The sequence below is a fragment of the Gymnodinialimonas mytili genome (assembly GCF_037544085.1).
GTDB lineage: Bacteria > Pseudomonadota > Alphaproteobacteria > Rhodobacterales > Rhodobacteraceae > Gymnodinialimonas > Gymnodinialimonas mytili.
On record NZ_JBBIFW010000001.1, the window covers coordinates 1,001,439 to 1,027,221 of the forward strand.

Consider the following 25,783-nt stretch of genomic DNA (forward strand, 5'->3'; position numbering starts at 1 on the left):
TCTTCAAGACATTGAACCCGCGTGGGGGAGGCGCCGCCTCCCCCGCACCCCCTCCGGGGTATTTTGAGCCAGAGGAAGAGAAGGCCTGGACCCGTGAGCTATCGTGCCTTGCAAAATGAGCTTGAAGAACATGGCTATGTGGCGTCGGACGATCTGTCTGTCGCGCTGCATCTTGCGCTGACGCTAAACCGGCCCCTGCTGCTGGAGGGCGCGGCCGGTGTGGGTAAGACAGACGTGGCGCGTACTCTTTCGACCGTGCGCGACACACGTCTGATCCGTCTGCAATGCTACGAAGGGCTCGACGCGGCGCAGGCCATCTACGAATGGAACTATCAACGACAATTGCTGACCATCCGAGCGGCAGCCGAGGATGGCGAAACCGGCCAATCTGTCGAAAACCGGATCTTTTCCCGCGATTTTCTGCTGGAAAGACCACTTCTGGCGGCAATCACTCAAGAGGTGCCGCCCGTTCTTCTGATCGATGAGATCGACCGCGCAGACGAGGAATTCGAAGCGTATCTTCTTGAGATCTTGTCAGATTTTCAGGTCACAATCCCTGAACTTGGCACGATCACTGCCACAACGAAGCCGATCGTGATCCTGACATCGAACGGCACGCGCGATCTGTCGGATGCGCTAAGGCGGCGATGCCTTTACACCTATGTCGACTATCCGGACCGCATGACCGAACTGGCAATCTTACGGGCGCGCTGCGCCGGGATTGAGGAACGGTTGGCCACACAAGTTGTGGGCTTCGTCCAGAAATTGCGTGAAGAAGAACTGGAAAAGACGCCAGGCATTGCCGAAACACTGGACTTCGCCGCAGCTTTGATGGGGTTGGGCATCGCGGACCTAACAACTGATCCTGCTGTCCTGCAGATGACGCTGACCACCCTGCTGAAGACCCAATCCGATCAGGCTCAGATCACACTGGAAGTTGCGGGCCGAATTGCAGGACGTGCGGCATGACCCGCGTCACGCGCTTTGCGGGTCGCGACCCCGGCCCCGCCGCGCGCGTGGCGGGCTTTGTCGCGCATCTGCGTGAGAACGGATTGCGCCTTGGCGTGGCCGAAGTTGAACTCTCTCTAAGCGCGCTCACCCATACCGACGCGGCCCAGCCCGAGACCTGCCGCCGCGCCCTGCGCGCCGTGTGCACGGGCTGCAAGGATGAGGCGGACCGCTTTGATGCTCTTTTCGACAGCTATTGGATGGATGCCGGCCGGATAAAGCAGAGGGTGATCAAAACGCCCCCACCCGCCCATGGCGATGTCCATTCATCACGCAACACCAAGGGGACGGATGCCAGCTCCACCGGATCCGCGACAGCACCCGATGGGGAGGGGGACGAAGCCGATAGCGACGGCACCGGCAAGCTCATCGCGACGGAGCTTCGCAAGCTATCGCGCAAGGATCTGCGGGACCTCGTGCAGGCCGATGAAATCGCCGAGGCCGAACGCGTTGCCCGACGCCTGGGGGCGGCCTTGCGGGACAAACGGTCCCGTCGCCGGATCGCCGCGCGCAAAGGCGACCGGCTGCATTTTCGCAAGACCATGCGCAACAGCCTTGCCACCGGCGGGGAGCCGCTGCGTCTTTTGCGCAAGCGCCGACCGGACCGTACTCGCAAGATCGTGGCGCTGTGCGATGTCTCGGGCTCAATGAGCGTTTACGCCCAGGTTTTCCTGGCATTTCTGGCGGGTTTGATGCGCGCGGACATGCAAGCCGACGCCTACCTCTTTCACACTCGGCTGGTGCGGATCACCGAGGCCCTGCGTGACAAGGACACGATGCGCGCCATCGGGCGTATGTCCCTGATGGCCGATGGGTTTGGAGGTGGTTCCAAGATCGGATCCTGCCTTGATCTTTTTACGCATAGCTATGCCAGACGCTTTGTTGATGGGCGCAGCGTGGTGATGATCCTATCGGACGGTTACGATACCAGCCCACCCGAGGTCTTGGCGCGCGCCCTGACACAACTGAAGAAACGCGGCTGCAAGATCATTTGGCTCAATCCATTAAAAGGCTGGCGAGATTACGAACCCGTGGCCCGAGGGATGGCGGCGGCACTCCCGCATCTGGACCTATTTGCGGCCGCCAACACGCTGGCTGATCTGGCGGCCCTGGATCGGGAGCTGACCACGATATGACCCCTGCTGAACTCCTCTCCGATGATCTGGCCGAGGCTGCGCAGGAATTACGCGCGAAAGACGAACCATTTGCGTTTGCCACCATCGTCCGCACGGCCGGATCGACCGCTGCGAAACCGGGCGCGAAGGCACTTCTCAGCGCGGATGGAACGATTTTGCACGGGTGGCTCGGCGGTGGCTGCACGCGCGGGGCTGTGAAACGCGCGGCGGTGCAGGCCCTTCAAGACGGCAAACCGCAACTTGTCTCCGTCGCGCCAGAGGATCTGCTGGCCGAAAGGGGGGTGTCGGCCGGGCAAGAAGTGGACGGCACACGGTTTGCCCGCAACGGCTGCCCCTCGCGGGGCACGGTCGACATCTTCATCGAGCCGTGTTTGCCCATGCCACAGCTTGTCGTGCTGGGGGCCTCGCCGGTGGCCCGGGCGTTGACAGATCTCGCCCCGCAATTTCATTGGGCGGTCACAGAAGACACGCCGCTGCCAGCCGAACGCCCCGCGCATCAACAGCGCGTCATCGTCATTGCCACGCAAGGGCAAGGCGACATGGATGCATTGCAAGCCGCGCTCTCAACTGTGCCCGACTATGTGGCTTTTGTCGGAAGCGCCCGAAAGTTCAACGTGCTGGCAGGCAAGCTCGCCGCGAAGGGCGTAGATCAGAGTTTGATCGATGCCGTCAAAGCTCCTGCGGGGTTGGATCTGGGGGCCGTCACACCCGAGGAGATCGCGCTTTCGATCTTGGCTGAGCTTTTGGCGGTGCGCCGCAAATCCATGGTACGCGCCAATGCCTGAAATCGCCACGATCCTACTGGCCGCCGGGCTGTCGCGCCGCATGGGCCCGCGCAACAAGCTGTTGTTGCCGATCAAGGGCGTCCCGATGATCCGACACCTGACGCAGACATATCTTGCGGCATTTCAGGGACGGGTTCTGGTGGTCACCGGGCACCAGACGACCGAAATCGAGGCCAGCTTGGCGGACCTTCCGGTGGATCTTGTGCACAACGCTGATTTCGAACACGGGCAAGTGACATCCGTGATCTGTGGCCTTGAAAATGTGCCCAAGGCCGACCTGCTTTTGATGGGTCTTGGCGATCAGCCGTTGCTCGCCATCTCGGATCTGCGGGGCCTGTTGGCCGCCCATAAAGCCGCTGATCCCGGCAAAATCTCAATCCCTCGAAATGGTGAGACACGGGGCAATCCCATCGTGATCCCTGCCCAATTGCGCACCCGCTTGCTGACTGATCCGCGGGCGCCAGGGTGCAAGAAGTTCACCCGTGCGCATCCCGAACACGTCCAGTTTCACGATCTCCCCGCGCGGGGCTTCTATGCCGATATCGATACGCCGGAGGCGTATGCGGCACTGAAAGACACTGTCGCTGCGGAGCCGTCATGAGAAACCTGAAAACGCTGATCTCGCGATTGCGGCGCAGTTGGGCGCTAACACCGGAACAGGCCGAGCGTCTGGCCACCATTAAATTCCCCTGTTGCTGATAAGGACATGCCATGGAACTTTCTGACGAAATCATCATCAACGCTCCCAAGGAGCGGGTCTATGCCGCGCTGAATGACCCTGACATTCTGCAACATTGTATCCCCGGCTGCGAAGAGCTGACCAAGCTTTCCGAGACCGAGCTTACGGCAAAGGTTGTGCTGAAAGTCGGCCCCGTAAAGGCGCGCTTCAACGGCGACGTACAGCTCAACACAGACGGCGCCCCGGACGCGTTTTCGTTGACCGGTCAAGGCAATGGCGGCGCGGCGGGTCACGCGAAGGGGGGTGCGGATGTGACATTGACCGCCGATGGCCCAGACACAACCATCCTGCGCTACGCAGCCAAAGCCGATATCGGCGGGAAACTGGCGCAATTGGGTAGTCGCCTGGTTCAAAGCACGGCTCGAAAGCTGGCCGCCAAATTCTTCAAATCATTCGCCGAGGTCGTGAACGAAGACGCTGCGGTCTAGCGCGATGTCCGCCGTCGCGCACGTTTTGCGGCACCTGAAAGGCGACATATAGCGCCAGCCTCTCTCTGTTCCGGTTTCGAAGCGTGGCAATGTGTTTGATCGTCGCGCCGATGCGCTTCAACCGGCATGTCTGTGCCATCAAATAGTTTACGCGCGGCATCTTTTTGCTTCCATGCCGCGCAAATTGTATAAGGTAGATGGAGATCACGGGCGCCGGCCGAGCAGGCGGAGCCCCGAGGGAGGCAAGGTTGGCAGACGAAAAAGTAAGGAATATGGAGCAGTTTGCCGCGCTCAGCGGGATCTCTCGGCCAACCGTTTCAAAATACTTCAATGACCCCGCCTCTGTGCGCGATTCGACACGTCAGCGTATCGAAGCCGCTTTGGCGCAATATGAGTATCGCCCGAACATCTACGCGGTGAACCAAAACCGCCAATTGACGAAGAATATCGGCATTATGGTCCCATTCCTGGCCGATCCGTTCTTTGCCGAAATCGCCCGCAAGATCGAAACCCTGTGCATCGAAGCGGGCTTTCGACCAATCCTGCTCAGCGCCCATGGCGCTCCGGAACAAGAGGTCGAGAACCTCGAAAACCTGCTGTCATTGAGGCCTGCGGGCGTATTGCTGGCGCCGCTGGGTCGCGCCTCAGATCGCGGCGCCATCGAGAAGTTCTGCGCGCAAGTGCCAACCGTTCTGTTCGACAGCAATGTCGACGGTGTCGGAGACGCTTTTGTTGGAATGGATAACCCGCAATCAATTGATATTATGATAAAATATCTCACAGATACGGGCGAGCCGCCGGTATTCTTTGAGATGCAGACACCCCCCAACCCCAACGCCAACAAGCGGCGCCATGCCTATCTGCGCGCGATGGAGCAACTTGGCTATGAACCGCAAATCATCCACGTACCCGGCGCCGGGTGGGAGTTTGAGGATATCGGGTTTCGCGAAGGCATGCGGGTGCTGAGCGAGCACAGGTTGATGACGAATACTATTCTGTGCAGCAATGACAGACTGGCGATCGGTCTTTTGGCAGCCGCCTATGAAAGCGGTCTGCGCGTGGGGCGCGGCACCGGCAGCGCGTTGCGCATCGCAGGGCATGACGACCATCCGTTTTCCCGCTTCACCTGCCCCTCCCTGACGACCGTGGCACAAGATTACGACTCGATCGCGTCGAAAGGGGTCGAGACGCTGATGTCTCTGATCGAATCGGGAAGCCGTCCGGCCAATCGAGAAGATTGGTTGTTCGCAGGCAGATTGATCACACGCAACTCCGCCTGAGCCTTTGTTTCAAAAGCAAATTCCAAATAACTTTTACGCGCGTCAAGAAATTGTTGACCCGGCGTCCAGGTTTCGCCTAGCGTTTAGGCACACGAATAAGCATCAGGGAGGAAAATGATGCGCTCCAGGAACGCTCTGCGGGCGGCAACGGCGATATCGCTGTGCCTCACCGCATCAGTCGCATTGGCCGACGGCCACGCCACCACCATTACCATCGCAACCGTGAACAACGGCGATATGATCCGGATGCAGGGTCTGACCGAGGTGTTCAACGAACAGCACCCCGACATCAACGTCGAATGGGTCACGCTGGAAGAAAACGTCCTGCGCCAGAACGTCACGACGGATATCGCCCAGGGCGGTGGTCAGTATGACATCATCACCATCGGCACCTATGAAGTCCCGATCTGGGGAGAGCGCGGTTGGCTGACATCGTTGAACGATCTGCCGGAAAGCTACAATATCGACGATCTCCTGCCCGCCATCCGCGGCGGTTTGACGGTTGACGGAAACCTCTACGCCTCGCCCTTCTACGGCGAAAGCTCGATGGTCATGTATCGCACCGACCTGATGGAGGCCGCCGGGCTGGACATGCCCGACGCGCCGACATGGGATTTCATCCGCGAGGCCGCGCTGGCCATGCATGACCCTGACAACAACGTCTACGGCGTCTGCTTGCGCGGCAAACCCGGCTGGGGCGAGAACATGGCGTTCATCACCACGGTCGGCAATGCCCATGGTGCGCGTTGGTTCGATGAGGATTGGACCCCGCAATTCGACAGCGAAGAATGGGCCACCGCGTTCAACTTCTACGTCGATTTGCTGAACGAAGCAGGCCCTCCGGGCGCATCGAACAACGGCTTCAACGAAAACCTCGCGCTGTTCCAGCAGGGATCGTGCGGGATGTGGATCGACGCCACCGTCGCGGCCTCCTTCGTGACGAACCCAAATGACAGCGAAGTCGCCGATAGCGTCGGTTTTGCCTTGGCACCCGATACCGGGCTTGGCCGTCGGTCCAACTGGCTCTGGGCATGGTCGCTGGCCATCCCGGCCTCGTCGGACGCGCCTGAGGCCGCGATGGAGTTCATCAACTGGGCAACCGGTCCGGACTACGTAGCAATCGTGGCAGAGCGTGAAGGCTGGGCCAATGTTCCTCCGGGCACACGGACCTCGCTTTATGAAAACCAGGCCTATCTGGACGCAGCGCCCTTTGCCCAGATGACGCTCGACTCGATCCTCGCGGCCGATCCGACCAACCCGACTGTGGATCCGGTGCCCTATACCGGCGTCCAATTCGTGGCGATCCCGGAATTTGCGGGTCTGGCCACCGAAATCGGTCAGGTCTTCTCCTCCGCACTGGCCGGTCAGATGTCGCCCGAGGATGCTCTGGCCCAGGCCCAAGACCTGGCCACCGAAGAAATGGAAGCGGCCGGTTACTAACCGGCGCGATGGGCGGAGGTCACTCCGCCCATTCCATACCACGGACTGCGGGCGCAGTGACGCGCCCCAGTCAATCCCCAAAGACCAACCCTGATTGACGTGACCCGCGACAGCGCACTTGGCCGCTGTCCCAGTTCATGCCCGAAATCCGAGGCCCGGTATGGCAACGCAACATTCCAGATCCGCCGCACGCCTGATGAACGCACCCGCCGTGTTTCTGCTTCTGGTGTGGATGTTGGTGCCGCTCTGCATGACGCTGTGGTTTTCGATCCACGATTATCGCCCGCTGCGCGGCACCTATGAATGCTGCGAAGGTCTGGGCAATTACATCCGCTTCGCCTCATCCTCCAGCTTTCAAGACGCGGTGCTGACCACCCTGATGATGGTGGGCGGCATCCTCTGCATCACCGTGATCGGCGGTATCCTTCTGGCGCTGTTGCTGGATCAGCCGATCTGGGGCCAAGGCATCGTCCGGCTGCTGGTCATCGCCCCCTTCTTCGTGATGCCGACGGTCGCCGCGCTGGTCTGGAAGAACATGTTCATGAATCCGGTGAACGGCCTGCTCGCGCATCTGTGGGAGTTTTTCGGCGCCGAACCGGTGCAATGGCTCAGCCAGGCGCCGCTTTTCTCGATCATCCTGATCGTCGCCTGGATGTGGTTGCCTTTTGCAACGCTGATCCTGCTGACAGCGATCCAGTCGCTCGACTCAGAACAGCTTGAGGCCGCCGAGATGGACGGCGCCGGTGCCTTCGCGCGCTTCGGCTTCATCATCCTGCCGCATATGAGCAGGGCGATCACCGTGGTGATCCTGATCCAAACCATCTTTCTGCTGTCGATCTTCGCCGAGATCTTCGTGACGACCGGCGGCGGCTTCGGCACCCGAACGCTGACCTACCTGGTCTATCAACGCGTGATCGAAAGCCAGAATGTCGGCCTTGGAAGCGCCGGGGGCATCTTCGCCGTCATCCTCGCCAACATCGTTGCCATCTTCCTGATGCGCATCGTCGGCAAAAACCTGGACAAGTGAGCGAGACCCATGGCCCGATCCATCCCCACCTCTCGTCGCATCGCCTTCAGCGCGCTGGCCTGGATCATCGCATTGCTGATCTTCTTCCCGATCCTGTGGACGATCCTGACCAGCTTCAAGACCGAGGCCACGGCCATCGCCGATCCGCCCGTCTTTCTGAACTTCGACTGGACGCTTGAGAATTACATCCAGGTGCAAGAGCGCTCGGATTATTTCCGGTTCCTCTGGAATTCCGTCGCCATTGCGGTCGGCTCCACAGCCCTTGGTCTGGTCATTGCGATACCGGCCGCGTGGTCGATGGCCTTCGTGCCGGGCAAGCGCACGAAGGACGTCCTATTGTGGATGTTGTCGACCAAGATGCTGCCTGCGGTGGGGGTGCTTTACCCGATCCGTTTGATCCTGATCGAATTGGGTCTACTGGATACCAAAGGCGCGCTGATCTTCATTCTGACCATGATCAACCTGCCGATCATCATCTGGATGCTCTACACCTATTTCCGCGAAATTCCGGGCGAGATCCTGGAAGCCGCCCGGATGGACGGGGCTGGCATGTGGGAGGAGATCACCGCCGTGCTGACGCCCATGGCGATCCCCGGCATCGCGTCGACCGTCCTGCTCAACATCATTCTGGCCTGGAACGAGGCATTCTGGACGCTGACGCTGACCACCGTCGATGCGGCGCCGTTGACCGCGTTCATCGCCAGCTATTCCAGCCCAGAGGGGCTATTCTACGCAAAGCTCTCGGCGGCCAGCACAATGGCCATCGCACCGATCCTGATCCTTGGCTGGTTCAGCCAGAAACAACTCGTCCGGGGCCTGACCTTCGGCGCGGTGAAATAGGAGAACCCGACCATGGGGCGCATCACGCTTGAAAAAGTCCGGAAAGCTTTCGGCGATGTGGAGGTCATCCCTCCGCTTGATCTGACCATTGAGGATGGCGAATTCGTGGTCTTTGTCGGCCCGTCCGGCTGCGGCAAGTCCACGCTTCTTCGCCTGATCGCGGGGCTTGAAGATGTCTCGGATGGCGAAATCCGCATCGATGGCACAGACGCCACACTGGTGCCCCCGGCCAAGCGCGGCCTGGCCATGGTGTTTCAAAGCTACGCGCTTTACCCGCATATGTCGGTGCGCAAGAACATCGCCTTCCCCCTGCGCATGGCGAAGATGGATCCAGCCGAGCAGACGCGGCGGGTCGAGGCCGCGGCAGATGTGCTGAACCTGACCGATTATCTGGATCGCCGGCCCGGGCAATTGTCCGGCGGCCAGCGTCAGCGCGTGGCCATTGGGCGTGCGATTGTGCGCGAACCTGCGGCTTTCCTCTTCGATGAACCGCTGTCCAACCTGGACGCCGCCTTGCGTGTGGGCATGCGGCTGGAGATCAGCGAACTGCATAAGCGCCTTGCCACCACGATGATCTACGTGACCCACGATCAGGTCGAGGCCATGACCATGGCCGACAAAATCGTGGTTCTGCGGGCCGGACATATCGAGCAGGTCGGATCGCCGCTGGAACTGTATCGCGCACCGCGCAATCTGTTTGTGGCGGGCTTCATCGGCTCGCCGAAGATGAACCTGATCACCGGCAAGCTGGCCGAGGCGCAGGGGGCCACAACCATCGGCATCCGGCCCGAGCATATCAGCGTGTCCTCCGAGAGCGGCGATTGGAAAGGGACCGTCGGTGTCTCGGAACATTTGGGATCCGACACCTTTTTCCACGTCACCTGTGACGGCATGTCTGAGCCGCTGACCGTCCGCGTCGGCGGTGAGGTCGACATCCACTACGGCGATACGATCTTCCTCACGCCCGATGCGCAACAATTGCACCGGTTCGACGCGGACGGGCTGCGCATCCCATGAACCGGCTCGCTGGGAAGACCGCCCTGATTACAGGCGCGGCGCGCGGCATAGGGCGCGCGTTTGCCGAAGCCTATATTCGGGAAGGCGCACGCGTCGCCATTGCCGATATCGACATCGCGCGGGCCCGGGAAACGGCGCAGGAGATCGGCGACGCGGCCATCGCCATCGAATTGGACGTGACCCGGCAAGACAGCATTGACGCGGCCGTTGATCAAACCGCTGAGGCGCTCGGGCAGATCGACATTCTGATCAACAACGCCGCCCTGTTCACCGCCGCCCCGATCACAGAGATCGCGCGTAAAGATTATGATCGTGTGTTCGCAATCAATGTCAGCGGCACCTTGTTCACAATGCAGGCCGTTGCCCGCCACATGGTCGAGCGCGGCATCAAGGGCAAGATCATCAATATGGCCTCACAGGCCGGGCGGCGCGGCGAACCGTTGGTGGGCGTCTATTGCGCCACAAAAGCCGCGGTGATCAGCCTGACGCAATCGGCGGGGCTCAACCTGATTCAGCACGGCATCAACGTGAACGCCATTTCACCCGGCGTCGTCGATGGTGAGCATTGGGACGGCGTCGATGCGTTTTTTGCCAAATATGAAGGTAAAGCCCCGGGACAAAAGAAGAAAGAGGTCGGCGAAAGCGTTCCATTCGGGCGGATGGGGCGGGCCGAGGATCTGACCGGTATGGCAATATTCCTGGCCACCGATGAGGCGGAATACATCGTGGCACAATGCTACAACATCGATGGCGGCCAATGGATGAGCTGAAGTCAAAAACGCCGGTCGTCCTGTCGAATGCGGCCCTCGCGCAGCTTCCGGCGGATGTTGCACGGCCCCGCTATGACCGCAATGCGCTGCGGCCTGGCATTGTCCATATCGGCTTGGGGAATTTCCACCGTGCTCACCAGGCGTGGTATCTGCACCGCTTGATGCAAACGGGCGCGGCGCAGGATTGGGCGATCATCGGGGCGGGCATACGGCCTTATGACAGCGCGATGCGCGACAAGCTGATGGCTCAGGATTGCCTCTCGACCCTGATCGAGTTGGCGCCGGAGGGACGCTCCGCCGAGATCATCGGTCCGATGATCGACTATGTTCCCATTACCGAAGGCAATCGCGCACTGATCGCCGCGATGGCGGATCCGGCAATTCGCATCGTGTCGCTGACAGTGACCGAGGGCGGATATTATCTGGATCCGGTGACGGGTCTCTTGGATGTCCGGCATCCCGATATCGAGCATGATGCGGCGCATCCATCGACGCCACGCAGCGCCTTTGGCGCCATGGTCGAAGCCCTGCGGCTGCGCCATCAGGCGAACCAGCGACCATTTACGGGGCTCAGTTGTGACAACCTGACCGGCAATGGCGCGATCTTGCGGCAATGCGTCGTCGGTCTGGCGCGCCTGAGCGATCCCACCTTGGCCGATTGGATCGAGGCTGAGGGCGCGTTTCCGAACTCGATGGTCGATTGCATCGTGCCCGCCACCGGCCCCGCCGAATTGGCGCTTGCCCGCAGCTTCGGTATCGAAGACGCAGCGCCCGTCAGCCATGAGAATTTCCGCCAATGGGTGTTGGAAGACGCCTTTTGCGCCGGGCGGCCCGATTGGGACACCGTGGGCGCAACCTTCACCGACAACGTTCATGCCTACGAGGCCATGAAGATCCGCATGTTGAATGCGGGCCATCAGGTTTTGGCAAATGCCGGTGAATTGTTGTCTTTGCACACGATTGACGCCTGCATGGCCGATCCGCGTGTTGCGGCGTTTTTCGACAAGGTCGAACGGGACGAGATTGTGCCTCAAGTCGCGCCCGTGCCCGGTATGGCACCCGAGGCGTATCTGGAGCTGATCAAGCGTCGCTTCGCCAATCCAGAGATCCGCGACACCACCCGCCGGGTCGCCTTTGACGGCGCATCGCGGCACACGGGCTTTGTGCTGCCCATCCTGCGAGAGCGGTTGGCGGCTGGCACGTCGTTTGAGGGCTTGGCGCTGGTCGAGGCCCTTTGGGCGCGCATGTGCGCAGGTACGCGCGAGGATGGCACGCAGATCGAAGCGAATGATCCTATTTGGGGCAGCCTGTCTCAAGCCGCCCAGACTGCGCGTGATGACCCGCCGCAATGGCTGGCGCAATCAACGATCTATGGCGATTTGGCCGAGCACGCGGGCTTCGCATCGGCGTTTACCCATTGGCTGGATCAAATCTGGACCCAAGGCACCGAGGCGGCACTTGCCGCTTACATCAACGGCGCGGATTAAAGCACGTTGAATTGTGTTCGAGCAAAAGGATACCGAAGGGCGCCGTCGGTCACCACGCAAGGCCGGGTCTTTCGATCGGCGTGACACGCAACGTGCTCCGAGCGGGGTGAACTAGCGGCCCTGGCTGTCGAGTTGCGTGAACCGACCGTCCCAGAACTCCTCGGCGGAACGCACCCAAATCTGGCCCTCACGATCATCGTAGATCACCACCGGTTTGCGCTCGGCCTCGTCGATACCGCCAGCCAGTACGCGGTAAAGTCCGCCCTTCTTGTGGCGATGTGTCGGGCGCCAATCCGATGGATCGGTCGGCGCCCAAGCTCCGTCTTGACGACCCTGATCGGTCGATGTCGGGTCGTCCATGTCGTTTCTCCGGCTATGACACCGCCAGGATTGATCCCGTGGTCGCATTTGGCCGGAATGTCGTACACCCTTTGCAGCCACTTTCGAAGGCATAACGATACACGTCTTTGAACGCATCGAACGGGATCTGCTCAGGACAATTCACCGTTTTCGAGATGCCGCTATCGACCCAGTGCTGAACCGCTGCCTGCATCTTGACGTGATCCATCGGGTCCAAATCCATCGCTGTCACGAAGGCGTCGGGCAGGTCCGCTGACGGCCCGAACTGGCGCCGGAACAGCCACAGAGCATAATCCTCGACCCGCTCGGTCCGTTTGGAGCCGTCGGCATTGGTGATATATCTGGTATAAGATCTGGAAAAGACGGGCTCGATCCCCGACGAGACATTGCCGGCAAACATCGAAATCGTCCCCGTCGGCGCAATCGAGGTCAGCGCGCCATTTCGCAACCCGTAGCGCATGATCAACCGCCGCACATCGGGATCAAGACGTGCGATCATCGGATGGTCCTGATGGGCGGCCGGATCATAGGCCGGAAATGCACCGCGCGTTTCCGCAAGCTCTGCCGATTTCCGGTAGGCTGCGTTTTGAACAATCCGCATCCATTCGCCCACCATATCCGCCGCCGCTTCGGTGCCGTAGGTGACCCCGACCATGACCAGCGCATCGGCAACAGCGGTCAATCCAACGCCGATACGGCGCTTCGACAGGGCCTCCTGACGCTGAAGCTCATTAGCGAACCGGGACACCTCGATCGAATTGTCGAGCATATGCACCGCGACGCCTGCCAGGCGTCGCAATTCTTCGACATCCAACTGCGCCTCGGCTGTAAACGGGTTGCGTACCAACCTTGCCAAGTTGATCGACGCCAGCGGGCAGGTCCCGTTTGGCGGCAAAGGCTGTTCCGCGCAGGAATTGGTTGCAGAGATATCTTCCAGGTAATTCAACGGGTTCATCGCATTAATACGATCGATGAACAGAACTCCGGGTTCCGCCGCCTCATAGGTGCGGGTCATGATCATCTGCCAAAGATCGCGCGCGGCGATGCGGCGCACGACTTGCCCATCCCAGGTCAGATTCCACATCGCGTCGGACTCGACGGCCTCCATAAAGGCGTCGGTCACCATCACGGAAAGATTGAAGTTCCGCAATTTCGACGGATCAGATTTCGCATTTACAAAATCTTCAATGCTGGGGTGGTCACAGCGCATCGTGGCCATCATGGCACCCCGTCCCATCCCTTGGACGATCATGGCACAAACGGAATCGAAAATTTCCATCGCGGCAATGGGCCCCGCGGCCGGGCAATCCAGACCCGACACATAGGCACCTTTGGGGCGAATGGTTGAAAAGTCGTATCCAAGGCCGCCACCCATCTGCATGGTCAATGCGGCCTGCTTGGCTGTCTCCATAATTCCTTCGACAGAATCGTCGATGGTTTGCATCACGAATGTATTGGACAATGTGACGTTCCGATCCGTGCCGCATCCGGCCAGGATCCGCCCCGCGGGCAGCAATTTGAACCCTTCCATGGCCGATTGGAAAACGCGCGCGGTCTGCGCCCGCTTGTCTTCCGGTTCGGCCAAGGCCAGGCCATGGGCAACGCGGCGCCATGTATCGGTGACATCACGATCCACATCGCGCCTATTCTTACGATACTGATACTTTTGGGCCCAGATGGATTGGGCAATCGGTTGATCGAAACTCGACTCCGCTAAACGAAACTCAACTCTTTGCGGCATGCGTACTTACCTCCTTGATTCTTGCCGGATATAGAGCCTTTATTCTTAAGAGGTGTTAATTTTCGACGAATTATTCGCAAAATGAACAAATCTAGTTAACACCCTGGGAAATAGATGTTTTTTTGTGCACATTATTAACGCGCACCCGTAAAACCTGTATCCAGGTACGTGTGAATACAGCGTTAACCGTCTTTATTTGAGAGATACAGAATGACGCTGTTCGCGCAGTCAATCTTCTCAATTTTATACAGAAGTTTCCTCGAATGCAGGCAATTGGCAAGCTTAGGTTTCAACTATGATTAACACTTGAAGCGATAAGTGGGCAGCGGAGCTATCAAGAGGGATAATACATGCACACTCTATTTGCCTGCCTAGGATCCGGCAATTGTTTCAAACCCTGGCTGGCGCTGCACCAGACAGGCCAATCGGTGAATGTCGAGCTGATCGATGTGTTGAAGGGTGAACAGAAATCGGACCGTTATCTGCAGATCAATCCTGCGGGGGTGGTGCCGTTCTTGCAAACCGATGCTGGCGCTGACATCGGCGAAAGCAACGCGATGCTGTGGTTCATCGCAGAAGGCACGCATTTGATGCCCGACACGGCCGAAGAGCGCGCCGAAGCGCTGCAATGGATGTTCTATGAACAATCCAAGCTGGAGCCGTTCATTTCCCCCGCGCGCTTCTTCACCACCATCCTACCCGGCGAACGCGCGGCACGCGCCGAAGATATCGCCGATTGGCATGTCAGGGCGGCCGTCGGATTGCATCATCTGGATACACATCTGGAATCCCGTCCTTTTATGCTAAAGTCTGGCTATTCAATTGCGGATATAGCAGTATTTGGATATGTTCACGTTCTGGAAGAAGCGGGCCTTAGCCTGTTGGACTATCCGTCGATTGCGCGATGGATCGATGCGGTTCGCGCCACGGACGGGTTCCGCCCGCTATCAGAACTTGGCCAAGCCGAATTGCGCGCCGCCTGATCTAAAGGGTGCCGTTGCAAGCCATGCCTGACACACGCCTCGTCGACTTAGATGTGACACAACCGATGGCAACCGATCAGACACCCTTTATCGGTCCGGTTGATCAGTTTGCGGCGGCGCGTGGACTTCAGACGCCCACATGGATCTACGACATCGACAGCTGCCGGGTGCTTCATGCCAACCCGGCAGCCTGCGCGCTGTGGCATGCCGACAGTGAGGCAGAGCTGCAGAAGCGCGACATGTCGCAGGATATGTCTCCCACGGTCTATAAAAGATTGCAGCAATACAAAGCCGATTTCATTGAACGCGATGCGACGTTCAAAGAGATGTGGACATTGTATCCCGCCGGCGCCCCCGCCAATGTGATGGTGCATTTCCGCGGGTTCCGCCTGTTGGATGGCCGCATGGCGATGCAATGCGAAGTTTTTGGCGAAGCGGACGACCAGCCGGAAAATCTACGCAGCGCCGAGGCATTGCTGCACACCGACGTGATGATCACGCTGTTTGGCTATTCCGGGCCACCTCTTTACATGAACCCCGCCGCGCGGAACGTCTGCCATGAGGCCAATGCGTCGCTCTCGCAGATGTTCACCGACGATGATGATTACTCGATCCTGATGTTCGAGCTTGAGGCAACGGGTGAACATCGTCGCGTCGCACGCGTTTACACCGCCGCCGGACAGCGGTGGTTCGATCTGTCCGCGAAGCAATGCAGCGACGCGATTACCGGCGAACCGGCGATCCTGATCACCGCAATTGACGTCAGTGAATTGAAGAATGCGAAGGATCGCGCGCGCTATCTGGCAAATCGCGATCAACTGACCGGCTGCTTCAACCGCGCCTATCTTCAGCACTACATGGCGCGCAGCACGACATTGGCCGGGACGCGCCAGGCATTGCTGTTCTTTGATGTGGATCGGTTCAAGCAGATCAACGACACGTTCGGGCACGAGACCGGGGATGCGGTGCTGATCGAATTGGCGACGCGGGTCAGCAATTTGGCGGGGCCCGATGATGTCGTGGCCCGTTTGGGCGGCGACGAATTTGTCGTCGTGATCTCGGATGCGGATGATCATGCTTCGCTGAAGGCGCGCGTGGATCGCCTGTTTCAATCGCTTTGCGAACCTGTTCGCTGTGGCACAACGACCATCCCGACCAAGATCAGCATGGGCGTGTCGGTGTTCCATCCCGGCTATGTTGAATTGGACACCGTCCTCCGCCAGGCCGACAAGGCCCTGTATATTTCCAAAAATGAAGGGCGGAACCGCTACACGTTCTACGATGCGAAACTGGGGGAAGCGGTTGAACAGCGCAGCCGCACCGAGGCCGAGATTGAACGTGGCCTTCATGCCAAGGAATTTGTGCTTCACTACCAGCCCCGCATCGACGTGCGGACCGGTCGCATCGCATCGGTCGAAGGCTTGGCGCGGTGGATGCATCCCGAACGCGGGCTTGTCATGCCGAACGAATTCATCCCGATCTGCGAAGAAACCGGGATGATCGAGGCGCTTGGACAACATGTTTTGCGGCTGGGATTTCAACAGGCGCGCATCTGGCAAGAGGCTGATCTCGATACCTGCGTGTCGCTGAATATCTCGCCCCGTCAGTTCGCCGATACCGCCCTCTTGGAAACGTTGGAGGCCTGCTCGAAAAGCGACGCGTTTGTCCCCGGCCAGATCGAGTTGGAGATCACCGAAAGCGTTCTGATCGGTGAACATGACGGGATCGCGGCCAAATTGCGCAAGATCACCGATATGGGGTTCGAGATCGCGATTGACGATTTCGGGACCGGCTATTCGAACCTGTCCTATATCTCGCGGTTTCCCCTGCACCGCCTGAAGATCGACCGATCCTTCATTGCGCAACTGCCGCAATCGGGCCCGATCGTCCGCTTGATCCTATCGCTCGCCCAGCAGATCGGAGCGAAAGCTGTGGCCGAAGGCGTCGAAACGCGGGAGCAATTCGAATGGCTGGCCCATCACAATTGCGACCAGGTCCAGGGCTTCTACTTTGCCAAGGCCATGCCCGCAGCCGAGGTTCAAAAGCTTCTGCATGGCGCGACGCCCTAGATAGGGTGCAGATGACACCATCCTAGCCTAGGCCCGCGACCTGATGTCAGACGGCCCATCGCGGTCGAGAGGTCATCGCCATATGCGGCGTGCGGGTACGTTGTGCAGGATGGCATCTCTTCGACCGTCAAAGACCGTCTGCCGGGTTTCGGGCCGATCCATCCCTCAGGCGAGACACGCGCGGACGGGGCTGACCTCTGTGGATCCGTCAGGCGCCAATGTCATGTTCAAGAAGTGCAACCTTCAGGTCGCTTCAATCACGTCGACGCGACAATCGCATGACTTTGCGGTCAAACTCCATTCTGCATACGAATGCAAAAACTGTTTGTGTGAGGTCATTTCCCGGTTAAGCTTTCGCCACGAGTTGAGAGAATCGCATATTGGGAGGTAGAGCGATGCAAAGACGGACGTTCCTAACGGGTGTCTCCACCCTGGCCATGGTGGCGGGTCTGCCGCGCCTGTCGATGGCCCAAGACATCCCCTTCGGACTGACCCCGGGGCGCCCGTTTGAGGGCACGACCATCAACGTTCTATCGGTGGTCACGCCGCAATTCGACGGCCTCCGGCTGCGCGATCAGGAATTCACCGAACTCACCGGCATCAATGTGGAATGGACCTTCATCCCGTTTGGATCGCTGCAGGAACGCGTGAATGCCGAGGGGATCGCGGCGAACGGCACCTTCGACGTCGTCAATTACCTGGATTCCTGGGGCCCACCCAACGCCCATTGGCTGGCCCGCATCGACGATCTGATGGCCCGCGACGGGATCTCGATGGACCGTTACCCGCCCGCGTTCGCCCGCTCCGCGCAATATGAGGGCGAAACGCTCGGCTTCCCGCTGCGCGCCCATGCGCAATTGATGTTCTACCGCAAGGATCTGATCGAAACGCCGCCGGAAACCTGGGATGACGTGATCCGCATCGGCGGAGAACTGGCCGAAAGCAACCCGGATATCGCGCCGCTTGCGCTCTACTACAACAATGACGGCAACCGGCAGAACCTGTTCATCTGGATCAACTTCCTCTGGGCCGCTGGCGGGCGCATCTTCAACGATGATTTCACCGCCGGTTGGACCAGCGACGAGGCCATCGCCGCGACCGAGGCCTATATCGCGCTTCATACCGAACATCAGGTCACCAACCCCAACAGCCTCGCCTTTGTCGAACAGGACGCCCGGCAAAGCTTCATGCAGGGCAATTCGGCGATGATCCCGGTCTGGTGGTGGGCCTATTCGGGCTTCATCAACCCCGACAGTTCGACGCTGACCGCCGATCAGGTGGGCTTTGTGGGCATGCCGTCCTACGAAGGCACAACCGCAACCTATGCGATCTCGATGCCGTTCTCGATCTCAACCTATTCGCAGAACCAAGAGGCCGCTTGGGAATTCCTCAAATGGCTGTCGAACCCCGATATGGACCGCGCCAACGCCATCGAACGCGAGGTCGGCGGCGAGACCATTATCAACAACGTGGTCACCCATGTCAGCTCTCTGACCGACCCCGACGTGAACGCGGCCAATGCCGGCATTCAGGAGGCCGCCTATGACAGCCTTCGGAACTCCGACATCATGCCCCAGATCGCGGAATGGCCCGAAGTGGGCGACATCCTGTCGGCCGCCATCGCAGAGGCGGCGGCAGGCGGCGATGTGCGCGAGTTGATGATGGCCGCAGCCGAACAATCCGACCGCGTCCTGCGCCGCGCGGGTCGCATCCAGTAACCTCAAACGAGGCGGCGGGGCCGGATCGGTCCCGCCGAACGCCAAATGCGTGATCGAACCCTTAAATATCTGCTGGTCGTCCCAGCGGTTCTGGTGGTGTTTGCCACCGCGGTTTGGCCCTTGGCCGAAAGCCTGCGTCTGTCCTTCACCGAAGGCCGGATGAACCGCCCTGACTTTCCGCAAGGCTATCTGGGGTTTGAAAACTATTCCTGGGCCTTTCTCTACGAACCGCCCTTCTGGAATTCGGTCTGGGTGACGGGCCTGTACACATTCGTCACCGTGGTCCTGACCACCCTCTTCGCGTTGGGGCTTGCGATGTTGCTGGCGCCCGGCGGCAAGTTAAGATCCGGGGTGCAGACCCTGCTGATCCTGCCCTTCGCCATGAGCCCCGCCCTGATCGGCGTGTCCTTCCGGTTCATGTTCAACCCGGAATTCGGCCTGTTCGACGCCTTTTTCGGTGTGGTCTTTCCACCTTTGGCCGATGTGTCCTGGCTGGCCGATCCCGATCTTGCCTTCGCCGTGGTGGTGATGGCCGATGTGTGGGGTTGGATCCCATTCCTGACCCTCGTCCTGATCGGTGGTCTGGCCAGCGTGCCGCAAGACACGATTGAAGCCGCCCAAGTCGATGGCGCCTCGGGCTGGCGGGTGTTCAAGGACGTCACACTGCCACAATTGATGCCGGTTTTGGCGGTGGTGATCATCCTGAAAGCCATCTTCAGCCTGAAGACCTTCGATCAAGTCTTCATGCTGACCAATGGCGGGCCCGGCACGGCCACCCAGACGCTCAGCCATTACATCTACACCAACGGCTTGCGCTACGGGCAGATTGGTTACTCCGCCGCGGTCGCCTGGCTGATGGTCGTCCCGATGATCATTCTGACCTATTTCTACGCCAAATTCGTGTTCCGGAAGGAGTGATCGGATGACCGGAAAACAACGGCAACGCATCTGGCACAGCCTGCAAACCGTTCTGATCCTGATCGCCGCGTTTGTGATGCTGATCCCGATCATCTGGATTTTTCTCGCCTCGTTCAAATCCCATGTGGAGGTCTATCAACTGCGCCTGTTCTTCACGCCTACGCTGGACAACTACAGCGAGGTGTTTGAAGAGCCGTATAATCTCGGCGCAAAGCTGTGGAACTCGACCATTGTTGCGGCGGTGACCGTCCTCTTCGCGATCCCCATCGCCACGATGGCGGCTTATTCGTTCAGCCGCTTTCGCCTGAAATTCGAAACGACGATTCTGGTGATCATTCTGGCCACGCAATTCGTGCCGGCGGTGGTGATCATCCTGCCCTTCTTCGTGATGTTCCGCGATTTGGGGCTGCTGGACACACGGCTCGGGCTGATCCTGGTGAATCTGGCCATCGTGATGCCGTTTGCGATCTGGATGATCAAAGGCTTCATCGACGGCATTCCGATGGACACCGAAGAGGCCGCGATGGTCGACGGGTCGTCCCGGTTGCAAGTGATCTGGAACATCGTTCTACCCATGGCCGCACCGGGGCTTCTGACGGCGGGGATCTTCTGTTTCATCCTCGCCTGGAACGAATTTCTCTTCGCGCTGATCCTCACGAACCGTGACGCGGTGACCTTGCCCATCGGTCTGGCTCTGTTCCGTGGGGAGGAGGGCGATCTTTGGAACCTGCTGTCGGCGGCGGGCATCATCATCATGGCGCCGATGTTCGTGCTGGCCCTCGCGATCCGAAAGTATTTCGTGCAGGGCATGACGATGGGAGCGGTGCGATGAGATTGCGCTCCGACCGCGCACTTTGCCTGACCCATGTAGTTACAGAAAAACTACAGGATCACTACAGGTTCATGACAGGGCAGAAGGGTCCGAGTGATGGCTGAAATCCGGCTCAACAACCTCACCAAACGCTGGGGTGATTTCATCGGCGTCGACGACCAGTCGCTGCACATCCATGACGAGGAATTCCTCGTCCTGCTCGGCCCCTCGGGCTGCGGCAAGACCACGACGATGCGGATGATTGCGGGGCTTGAGGACCCGACGGCGGGGGAGATCTGGATCGGCGACCGCCTGGTCAATGACGACCTGCCGAAAGACCGCGATGTGGCGATGGTGTTCCAGAATTACGGCCTCTATCCGCATATGACGATCTTCGACAACATCGCCTATCCGTTGAAAGTGCGCGGCACGCCGAAGGCCGATATCGCGCCCCGGGTCGAGAGGGCGGCGGAGCAGGTGGAACTGACCGAATTCCTGCACCGCAAGCCCAAAGCGCTCTCCGGCGGACAGCGGCAGCGTGTGGCGCTCGCGCGGGCTATCGTGCGGACACCAAAGGTTTTTTTGATGGACGAGCCGTTGTCCAATCTGGACGCGAAGCTGCGCGTCACGATGCGGGCCGAGTTGAAGCATCTCAGCCGCGAATTGCAGATCACGACGGTCTACGTGACCCACGATCAGATCGAAGCGATGACATTGGCCGACCGCGTCGCGGTGATGCGTCACGGTGTGATCCAGCAGCTTGGCACCCCCGACGAGATCTACAACGACCCCGCCAACATGTTCGTGGCGGGCTTTATCGGCTCACCGGCCATGAACCTGATCAATGGCTCGGTCCAATCGGGCATGTTTGTCACCACCGGCGGCACCCGACTGGTGGGTATCGGTGGGCCGGATCGCGACAATGCTATATTGGGCGTGCGCGCCGATGATATGAGCGTGCATGATCCCGGCCAGGGCGATATAGACGTGACGATCTACGCGTTCGAAAATACCGGCGAAAGCACGCTTCTGACCGTGCAATGGGGCAAACAACGCGTCATTGCCCGCGGCGATCGCCACCTGCGCAAAGATCAAGACGACGTCGTCGGCATCAAGCTGAACCCCAATCATCTATACCTCTTCGATCCCAGCACCGGGGATCGGATCCGCACCTGACCAGACACGGAGAGTGACATGAAAGACCTGCCCCAAGGCCAGATGGCACGTAACATCGTCCGCTACGGCGAATTGCGCCCCTGCAAAACCGCATTCATCGACGCCCATACACCGGGCAGCGACCAGAAGGAGAACTTCACCATCATCGGCGGCGGCGTCAGCGAAAGCCCCGATCAACACGTCCACATCACCGACCAGATCGGGTTTAATATCGGCGCCGCAGGTCAGCCGCCAAAATGCCGGAACTCGCTGCATTCGCACCGCACGGCGGAGGTGTTCTTCGTGCTTAAGGGCCGCTGGCGCTTCTTCTGGGGCCGGTGGGGCAATGCCGGTGAGGTGACGCTGGAAGAGGGTGATATCTTCAACATCCCCACCGGTATTTTCCGCGGGTTTGAGAATATCGGCGATGATTACGGAATGATCATGGCCATCCTGGGCGGTGACGATGCGGGCGGCGGCGTGATCTGGGCACCGCAGGTGATCGAGGACGCCGCAGACCATGGTCTGGTCCTGTCGGAGACCGGCCGCCTTTACGACACCAAGAAAGGTGAAGCGCTGCCCGATGGCGTCAGACCGATGCCGTTGCTGACAGATGACGAGCTAGAGGCGTTCCCCGAACCCACGACCGCAGATGTGATCCCGAACTATGTGGCGCGTTATTGGGATATGGTCGCTTTGGCCGACCGTGACCCGGCGCTGGTGATCGGCGAGGGCGGGATGTTGCGCGACAAACCTGGTTTTGAGGTGGGCTTTCTGACCCGCGCCTCGGCAAGCCCGGATATGCACCGCCATGACCGCGCCTCCGTCCTGATGCCGGTCAAGGGGCATTGGCGGGTCACTTGGGAAGCCAACGCGGATTACGCCGCGGGCGAAACGACCCTCGCCCCCGGCGACACGATGAGCGTGCCCGCAAACCTCGACCACATGGCTATTCCGTCGATGACGGGTGAGGCTGCATTGTATCATGTGGTTGCCACCGATGACGCCGCAGGACCCACCTGGCATGGCTGATTTGCCAGTGGATCTATTGGCGCTGTTGCGTCAGGTCGACACGCCGACCGTCTGCAACGCCATCGAGGTGGCGCAGGGTCGGCGTGGCTTCAACCGCTTTACCAAAGGCACGATGCAGCATTCTCGCCCCGGCGATCCACCGATTGTGGGTTATGCGAGGACTGCAAAGATCGCGGGCCTCGCACCGCCTTTGGAGGATGCCGCCACGATCCGTGCGCGCCGCATGGACTACTTCCGGTCGATGGCGGGCGGCGAGGGTCCGACCGCGGCGGTGGTCGAGGATCTGGACTATCCCAACTGCATTGCCGGATGGTGGGGAGAAGTCCATGTGGCCGTTCATAAGGGGCTGGGCCTGGCGGGCGCGGTGACCAACGGCGTGATGCGGGACTTGGATGTCATGGATGATGGCTTTCCCGTGCTGGCCGGATCCATTGGTGTGAGCCACGGCTATGTCCATGTGGTCGATATCGGTACGCCCGTCTCGATCCATGGGCTACAGGTTCACCAAGGGGATTTGATCCATGCCGACCGACACGGCGCATTGGTCATCCCGGAAGCTGTGGTTGGAACCCTGAAAGCAGCTATTGAGACAGTGATCGCCAGTGAGGCCATTGTATTGGAGCCTGCGCGTGCGAACGGCTTTGACATCAATCTGCTGGAAGAGGTCTGGGCGAAGTTCGAGGCGGCGCGCACCTAGGAATGTGTCACCGTGAAGGGCCGCGCATGATCCAGCGACGGGATCTGCGCGCGCATCCGGGCAACCTCGCGAAGGTCCAAATCGACCACTTGGATCGCAGGCGCCGCGCTGCCCAGATCAGCAATCACGTCGCCCCAAGGATTGATTGCCAAAGCATGACCATAGGTTGTTCGCCCATCGGCATGGTGGCCCGCCTGGGCAGGCGCCACCACGAAAGACCCCGTTTCAATCGCACGCGCCCGCAGCAGAATGTGCCAATGAGCCTCACCGGTGGGGACCGTGAAGGCGGCGGGGGTGAAGATCACCTCGGCGCCCGCTTCCGCCAAGGCCCGATAGAGCGCCGGGAAGCGCAGATCGTAGCAGATCGTCAGGCCGATCTTGCCCCATGGCGTCGACACGACCACCGCGCGGTCCCCCGGTGCGAAGGCTTTGGATTCAGTGAAGGAGACTTTGCCCTCGATCTCTACGTCGAACAGATGGATCTTGTTGTAATCGGCACGGATCGCGCCCTGATCATCGATCAGATTGCTGTGGTTCCAAAACCGCCCGTCCGGCGCGCGCACGGGTGTCGAACCGGAATGGATCCACAGCCCATGTTTCGCCGCCTGTTCGCGGCAGGCAACGATATAGGGATCATCGGCAGCCTCTCCGACCAAAGCGTCCGTTGCCTTGCGATTGCCGTTCAGCAGCCCGGCCACCTCTGGCAGGGCGAGCATATCGGCCCCCTCCCCCGCGGCTCGCTTTGCCAGTTCCGCTACGGTGGCAATGTTCGGCCCGTGCGTGTCGGCAGAGCACATTTGACCGATGGCGAGGCGCAAGGGGTCAGCCATGGTCACTCAAGGTCCGCGCCACTGCATCTTTCCACCCAGAGTAACGCACATCGCGCGTGGCATCATCCATCTGTGGAGTGAAGGTGCGTTCCAAGGCCCAAGTTGCCGCAAATTCCGTACGATCGGGATAGATACCCGCCCGATTGCCCGCGATCCAGGCGGCGCCCAGTGCGGTCGTTTCGAGTACTTCGGGCCGATCCACCGGAGCGCCGAGAATGTCGGACAGGAATTGCATCGTCCAATCGCTGGCCGTCATGCCGCCATCGACGCGAACGGTGCCTGTGTCACCGGGATAATCCGCCATCATCGCCTCCAACAAGTCGCGGGTCTGAAACCCGACCGATTCCAACGCGGCTTTGGCGATTTCCGCGGGCCCGGAATTCCGCGTCAGTCCATAGATCGCACCGCGCGCATCAGGATCCCAATAGGGCGCGCCGAGGCCGGTAAAGGCGGGAACCAGGTAGAGCGATTGCGTTTCATCCGCCGTCGCGGCCAGATCGGCGCTGTCCGGCGCCGCTTCGATGATCTTCAGCCCATCGCGCAGCCATTGCACAACCGCGCCCGCGATAAAGATCGAGCCTTCCAGCGCATAGGTGGGTTTTCCATCAAATTGGTAGGCAATGGTGCTGAGCATCCGGTTCTTGGACTGCACCAGCGCATCCCCGGTATTGAGCAGCGCGAAGCAACCGGTGCCGTAGGTGGATTTCAGCATACCGGGTTCAAAACAGGCCTGTCCAACTGTGGCCGCTTGCTGATCCCCTGCCACGCCAAGGATCGGGATCGTGCCGCCAAACACAGCCGTTTCACCAAAATCTGCGCCGCTATCCAGAACTTCAGGCAGAATACCCGCAGGGATGTTCAGAAGGCGCAGGATATCCTCATCCCATTGACCATCGCGGATGTTGTAGAGCAGCGTCCGCGCCGCATTCGTCGCATCGGTGACGTGGCGGGCGCCATTGGTCAGCCGCCAGATCAGAAAACTGTCGATAGTGCCGAAGGCCAGCGTTCCGGCTTCGGCGCGCGTGCGCGCGCCATCGACATTGTCCAGCAGCCAAGCCAGCTTCGTCCCGCTGAAATAGGGATCGAGCAGCAAGCCGGTCTTTTCCTGCACCATGGGCTCGTGCCCATCGGTCTTCAGGCGCGCACATAGCTCTGCCGTGCGCCGGTCTTGCCAGACGATGGCGCGGTGGACGGCTTCACCGGTTTCGCGATCCCAAAGCACCACGGTCTCGCGTTGGTTTGTGATACCGATCGCGGCCACATCGCCGCCCCGCGCCAGGGCCTCGCGACAGGTATGCAATACGCTGTCCCAAATCTCGTCCACGTCGTGCTCGACCCAGCCTGATGCCGGGAAGTGCTGCGTGAATTCCCGCTGAGCGGTCGCCTTCGGGCGCATATCCCTATCAAATATGATCGCGCGCGATGACGTGGTGCCTTGGTCGATGGCCAAAACCTGGGTCATGTCTGACCTTCCTCCCGTATTGCGAAGCGGCAGCAGCAAGGCCCCGCATC

The 25,783-nt window shown here is 60.0% G+C and carries 24 protein-coding genes; 20 read left to right on the forward strand and 4 right to left on the reverse strand.

The features are described 5' to 3' along the window. The first annotated feature begins 93 nt into the window (after positions 1-93). From V8J82_RS04965 to V8J82_RS05020, 12 genes are all read left to right on the forward strand, one after another. A complete protein-coding gene (locus tag V8J82_RS04965; protein WP_339972756.1) occupies positions 94-969 on the forward strand; it encodes an AAA family ATPase in 876 nt (291 codons plus the stop codon). Next, complete coding sequence (locus tag V8J82_RS04970; RefSeq protein ID WP_339972758.1) at positions 966-2,144, forward strand: vWA domain-containing protein; 1,179 nt, start codon at positions 966-968, stop codon at positions 2,142-2,144. The genes V8J82_RS04965 and V8J82_RS04970 overlap by 4 nt, the downstream gene beginning before the upstream one ends. Then, the gene (locus V8J82_RS04975) at positions 2,141-2,929 is read left to right on the forward strand and encodes an XdhC family protein (protein WP_339972760.1); all 789 of its coding nucleotides are present in this window, start codon (positions 2,141-2,143) and stop codon (positions 2,927-2,929) included. The genes V8J82_RS04970 and V8J82_RS04975 overlap by 4 nt, the downstream gene beginning before the upstream one ends. Beyond that, positions 2,922-3,530 (forward strand): nucleotidyltransferase family protein, encoded by a 609-nt coding sequence (locus V8J82_RS04980; protein WP_339972762.1) that lies wholly within the window; start codon positions 2,922-2,924, stop codon positions 3,528-3,530. Before V8J82_RS04975 ends, V8J82_RS04980 begins: the two co-directional genes overlap by 8 nt. A gap of 110 nt (positions 3,531-3,640) precedes the next feature. Next, a complete protein-coding gene (locus V8J82_RS04985; protein ID WP_339972764.1) occupies positions 3,641-4,096 on the forward strand; it encodes an SRPBCC family protein in 456 nt (151 codons plus the stop codon). Between the two features lie 248 nt (positions 4,097-4,344). Continuing rightward, positions 4,345-5,376 (forward strand): LacI family DNA-binding transcriptional regulator, encoded by a 1,032-nt coding sequence (locus V8J82_RS04990; protein ID WP_339972766.1) that lies wholly within the window; start codon positions 4,345-4,347, stop codon positions 5,374-5,376. Positions 5,377-5,493: 117 nt separating this feature from the next. Continuing rightward, on the forward strand, positions 5,494-6,816 hold the full coding sequence (locus V8J82_RS04995) for an ABC transporter substrate-binding protein (RefSeq protein WP_339972769.1): 1,323 nt from the start codon (positions 5,494-5,496) through the stop codon (positions 6,814-6,816). A 160-nt stretch (positions 6,817-6,976) separates the two neighbouring features. Then, complete coding sequence (locus V8J82_RS05000) at positions 6,977-7,843, forward strand: carbohydrate ABC transporter permease (RefSeq protein ID WP_339972771.1); 867 nt, start codon at positions 6,977-6,979, stop codon at positions 7,841-7,843. Between the two features lie 9 nt (positions 7,844-7,852). Then, the gene (locus tag V8J82_RS05005; RefSeq protein WP_339972773.1) at positions 7,853-8,683 is read left to right on the forward strand and encodes a carbohydrate ABC transporter permease; all 831 of its coding nucleotides are present in this window, start codon (positions 7,853-7,855) and stop codon (positions 8,681-8,683) included. A gap of 12 nt (positions 8,684-8,695) precedes the next feature. Continuing rightward, the gene (locus V8J82_RS05010) at positions 8,696-9,700 is read left to right on the forward strand and encodes an ABC transporter ATP-binding protein (protein ID WP_339972775.1); all 1,005 of its coding nucleotides are present in this window, start codon (positions 8,696-8,698) and stop codon (positions 9,698-9,700) included. Beyond that, positions 9,697-10,470: an L-iditol 2-dehydrogenase gene (locus V8J82_RS05015; protein WP_339972777.1), complete on the forward strand. Its 774-nt coding sequence runs from the start codon at positions 9,697-9,699 to the stop codon at positions 10,468-10,470. Before V8J82_RS05010 ends, V8J82_RS05015 begins: the two co-directional genes overlap by 4 nt. Beyond that, positions 10,458-11,957, forward strand: a complete 1,500-nt coding sequence (locus V8J82_RS05020; RefSeq protein ID WP_339972779.1) for a mannitol dehydrogenase family protein — start codon at positions 10,458-10,460, stop codon at positions 11,955-11,957. Before V8J82_RS05015 ends, V8J82_RS05020 begins: the two co-directional genes overlap by 13 nt. A 111-nt stretch (positions 11,958-12,068) precedes the next feature. Here V8J82_RS05020 and V8J82_RS05025 read toward each other — a convergent pair whose 3' ends face one another. Both V8J82_RS05025 and V8J82_RS05030 read right to left on the reverse strand, forming a co-directional pair. Then, the gene (locus tag V8J82_RS05025; protein ID WP_339972781.1) at positions 12,069-12,317 is read right to left on the reverse strand and encodes a DUF1653 domain-containing protein; all 249 of its coding nucleotides are present in this window, start codon (positions 12,315-12,317) and stop codon (positions 12,069-12,071) included. A 13-nt stretch (positions 12,318-12,330) separates the two neighbouring features. Then, positions 12,331-14,058, reverse strand: coding sequence for an adenosylcobalamin-dependent ribonucleoside-diphosphate reductase (locus V8J82_RS05030; RefSeq protein WP_339972783.1), 1,728 nt, complete (start codon positions 14,056-14,058; stop codon positions 12,331-12,333). A gap of 350 nt (positions 14,059-14,408) precedes the next feature. Between V8J82_RS05030 and V8J82_RS05035 the strand changes: the two genes are divergently transcribed. The 8 genes from V8J82_RS05035 (at position 14,409) to V8J82_RS05070 (ending at position 23,441) form a co-directional block, all read left to right on the forward strand. Next, complete coding sequence (locus V8J82_RS05035) at positions 14,409-15,041, forward strand: glutathione S-transferase family protein (RefSeq protein WP_339972785.1); 633 nt, start codon at positions 14,409-14,411, stop codon at positions 15,039-15,041. Positions 15,042-15,064: 23 nt separating this feature from the next. Beyond that, entirely contained in the window at positions 15,065-17,110 is a 2,046-nt protein-coding gene (locus V8J82_RS05040; RefSeq protein ID WP_339972787.1) for a putative bifunctional diguanylate cyclase/phosphodiesterase, read from the forward strand. Between the two features lie 395 nt (positions 17,111-17,505). Continuing rightward, entirely contained in the window at positions 17,506-18,828 is a 1,323-nt protein-coding gene (locus tag V8J82_RS05045) for an ABC transporter substrate-binding protein (RefSeq protein ID WP_339972789.1), read from the forward strand. Between the two features lie 351 nt (positions 18,829-19,179). Next, positions 19,180-19,746 carry a carbohydrate ABC transporter permease gene (locus V8J82_RS23675; protein ID WP_439650034.1) on the forward strand — a complete coding sequence of 189 codons (567 nt, stop codon included), beginning with the start codon at positions 19,180-19,182 and terminating at the stop codon, positions 19,744-19,746. A gap of 4 nt (positions 19,747-19,750) precedes the next feature. After that, complete coding sequence (locus tag V8J82_RS05055) at positions 19,751-20,578, forward strand: carbohydrate ABC transporter permease (RefSeq protein ID WP_339972793.1); 828 nt, start codon at positions 19,751-19,753, stop codon at positions 20,576-20,578. 96 nt (positions 20,579-20,674) lie between these two features. After that, entirely contained in the window at positions 20,675-21,733 is a 1,059-nt protein-coding gene (locus V8J82_RS05060; RefSeq protein WP_339972795.1) for an ABC transporter ATP-binding protein, read from the forward strand. An 18-nt stretch (positions 21,734-21,751) separates the two neighbouring features. Continuing rightward, on the forward strand, positions 21,752-22,744 hold the full coding sequence (locus V8J82_RS05065; protein WP_339972797.1) for a cupin domain-containing protein: 993 nt from the start codon (positions 21,752-21,754) through the stop codon (positions 22,742-22,744). Continuing rightward, positions 22,737-23,441, forward strand: a complete 705-nt coding sequence (locus V8J82_RS05070; protein ID WP_339972799.1) for an RraA family protein — start codon at positions 22,737-22,739, stop codon at positions 23,439-23,441. Before V8J82_RS05065 ends, V8J82_RS05070 begins: the two co-directional genes overlap by 8 nt. Here V8J82_RS05070 and V8J82_RS05075 read toward each other — a convergent pair. Both V8J82_RS05075 and glpK read right to left on the reverse strand, forming a co-directional pair. Beyond that, a complete protein-coding gene (locus tag V8J82_RS05075) occupies positions 23,438-24,271 on the reverse strand; it encodes a carbon-nitrogen hydrolase family protein (protein ID WP_339972801.1) in 834 nt (277 codons plus the stop codon). The genes V8J82_RS05070 and V8J82_RS05075 overlap by 4 nt on opposite strands. Next, the gene (gene glpK / locus V8J82_RS05080; protein ID WP_339972803.1) at positions 24,264-25,733 is read right to left on the reverse strand and encodes a glycerol kinase GlpK; all 1,470 of its coding nucleotides are present in this window, start codon (positions 25,731-25,733) and stop codon (positions 24,264-24,266) included. The genes V8J82_RS05075 and glpK overlap by 8 nt, the downstream gene beginning before the upstream one ends. Between the last annotated feature and the right edge of the window lie 50 nt (positions 25,734-25,783).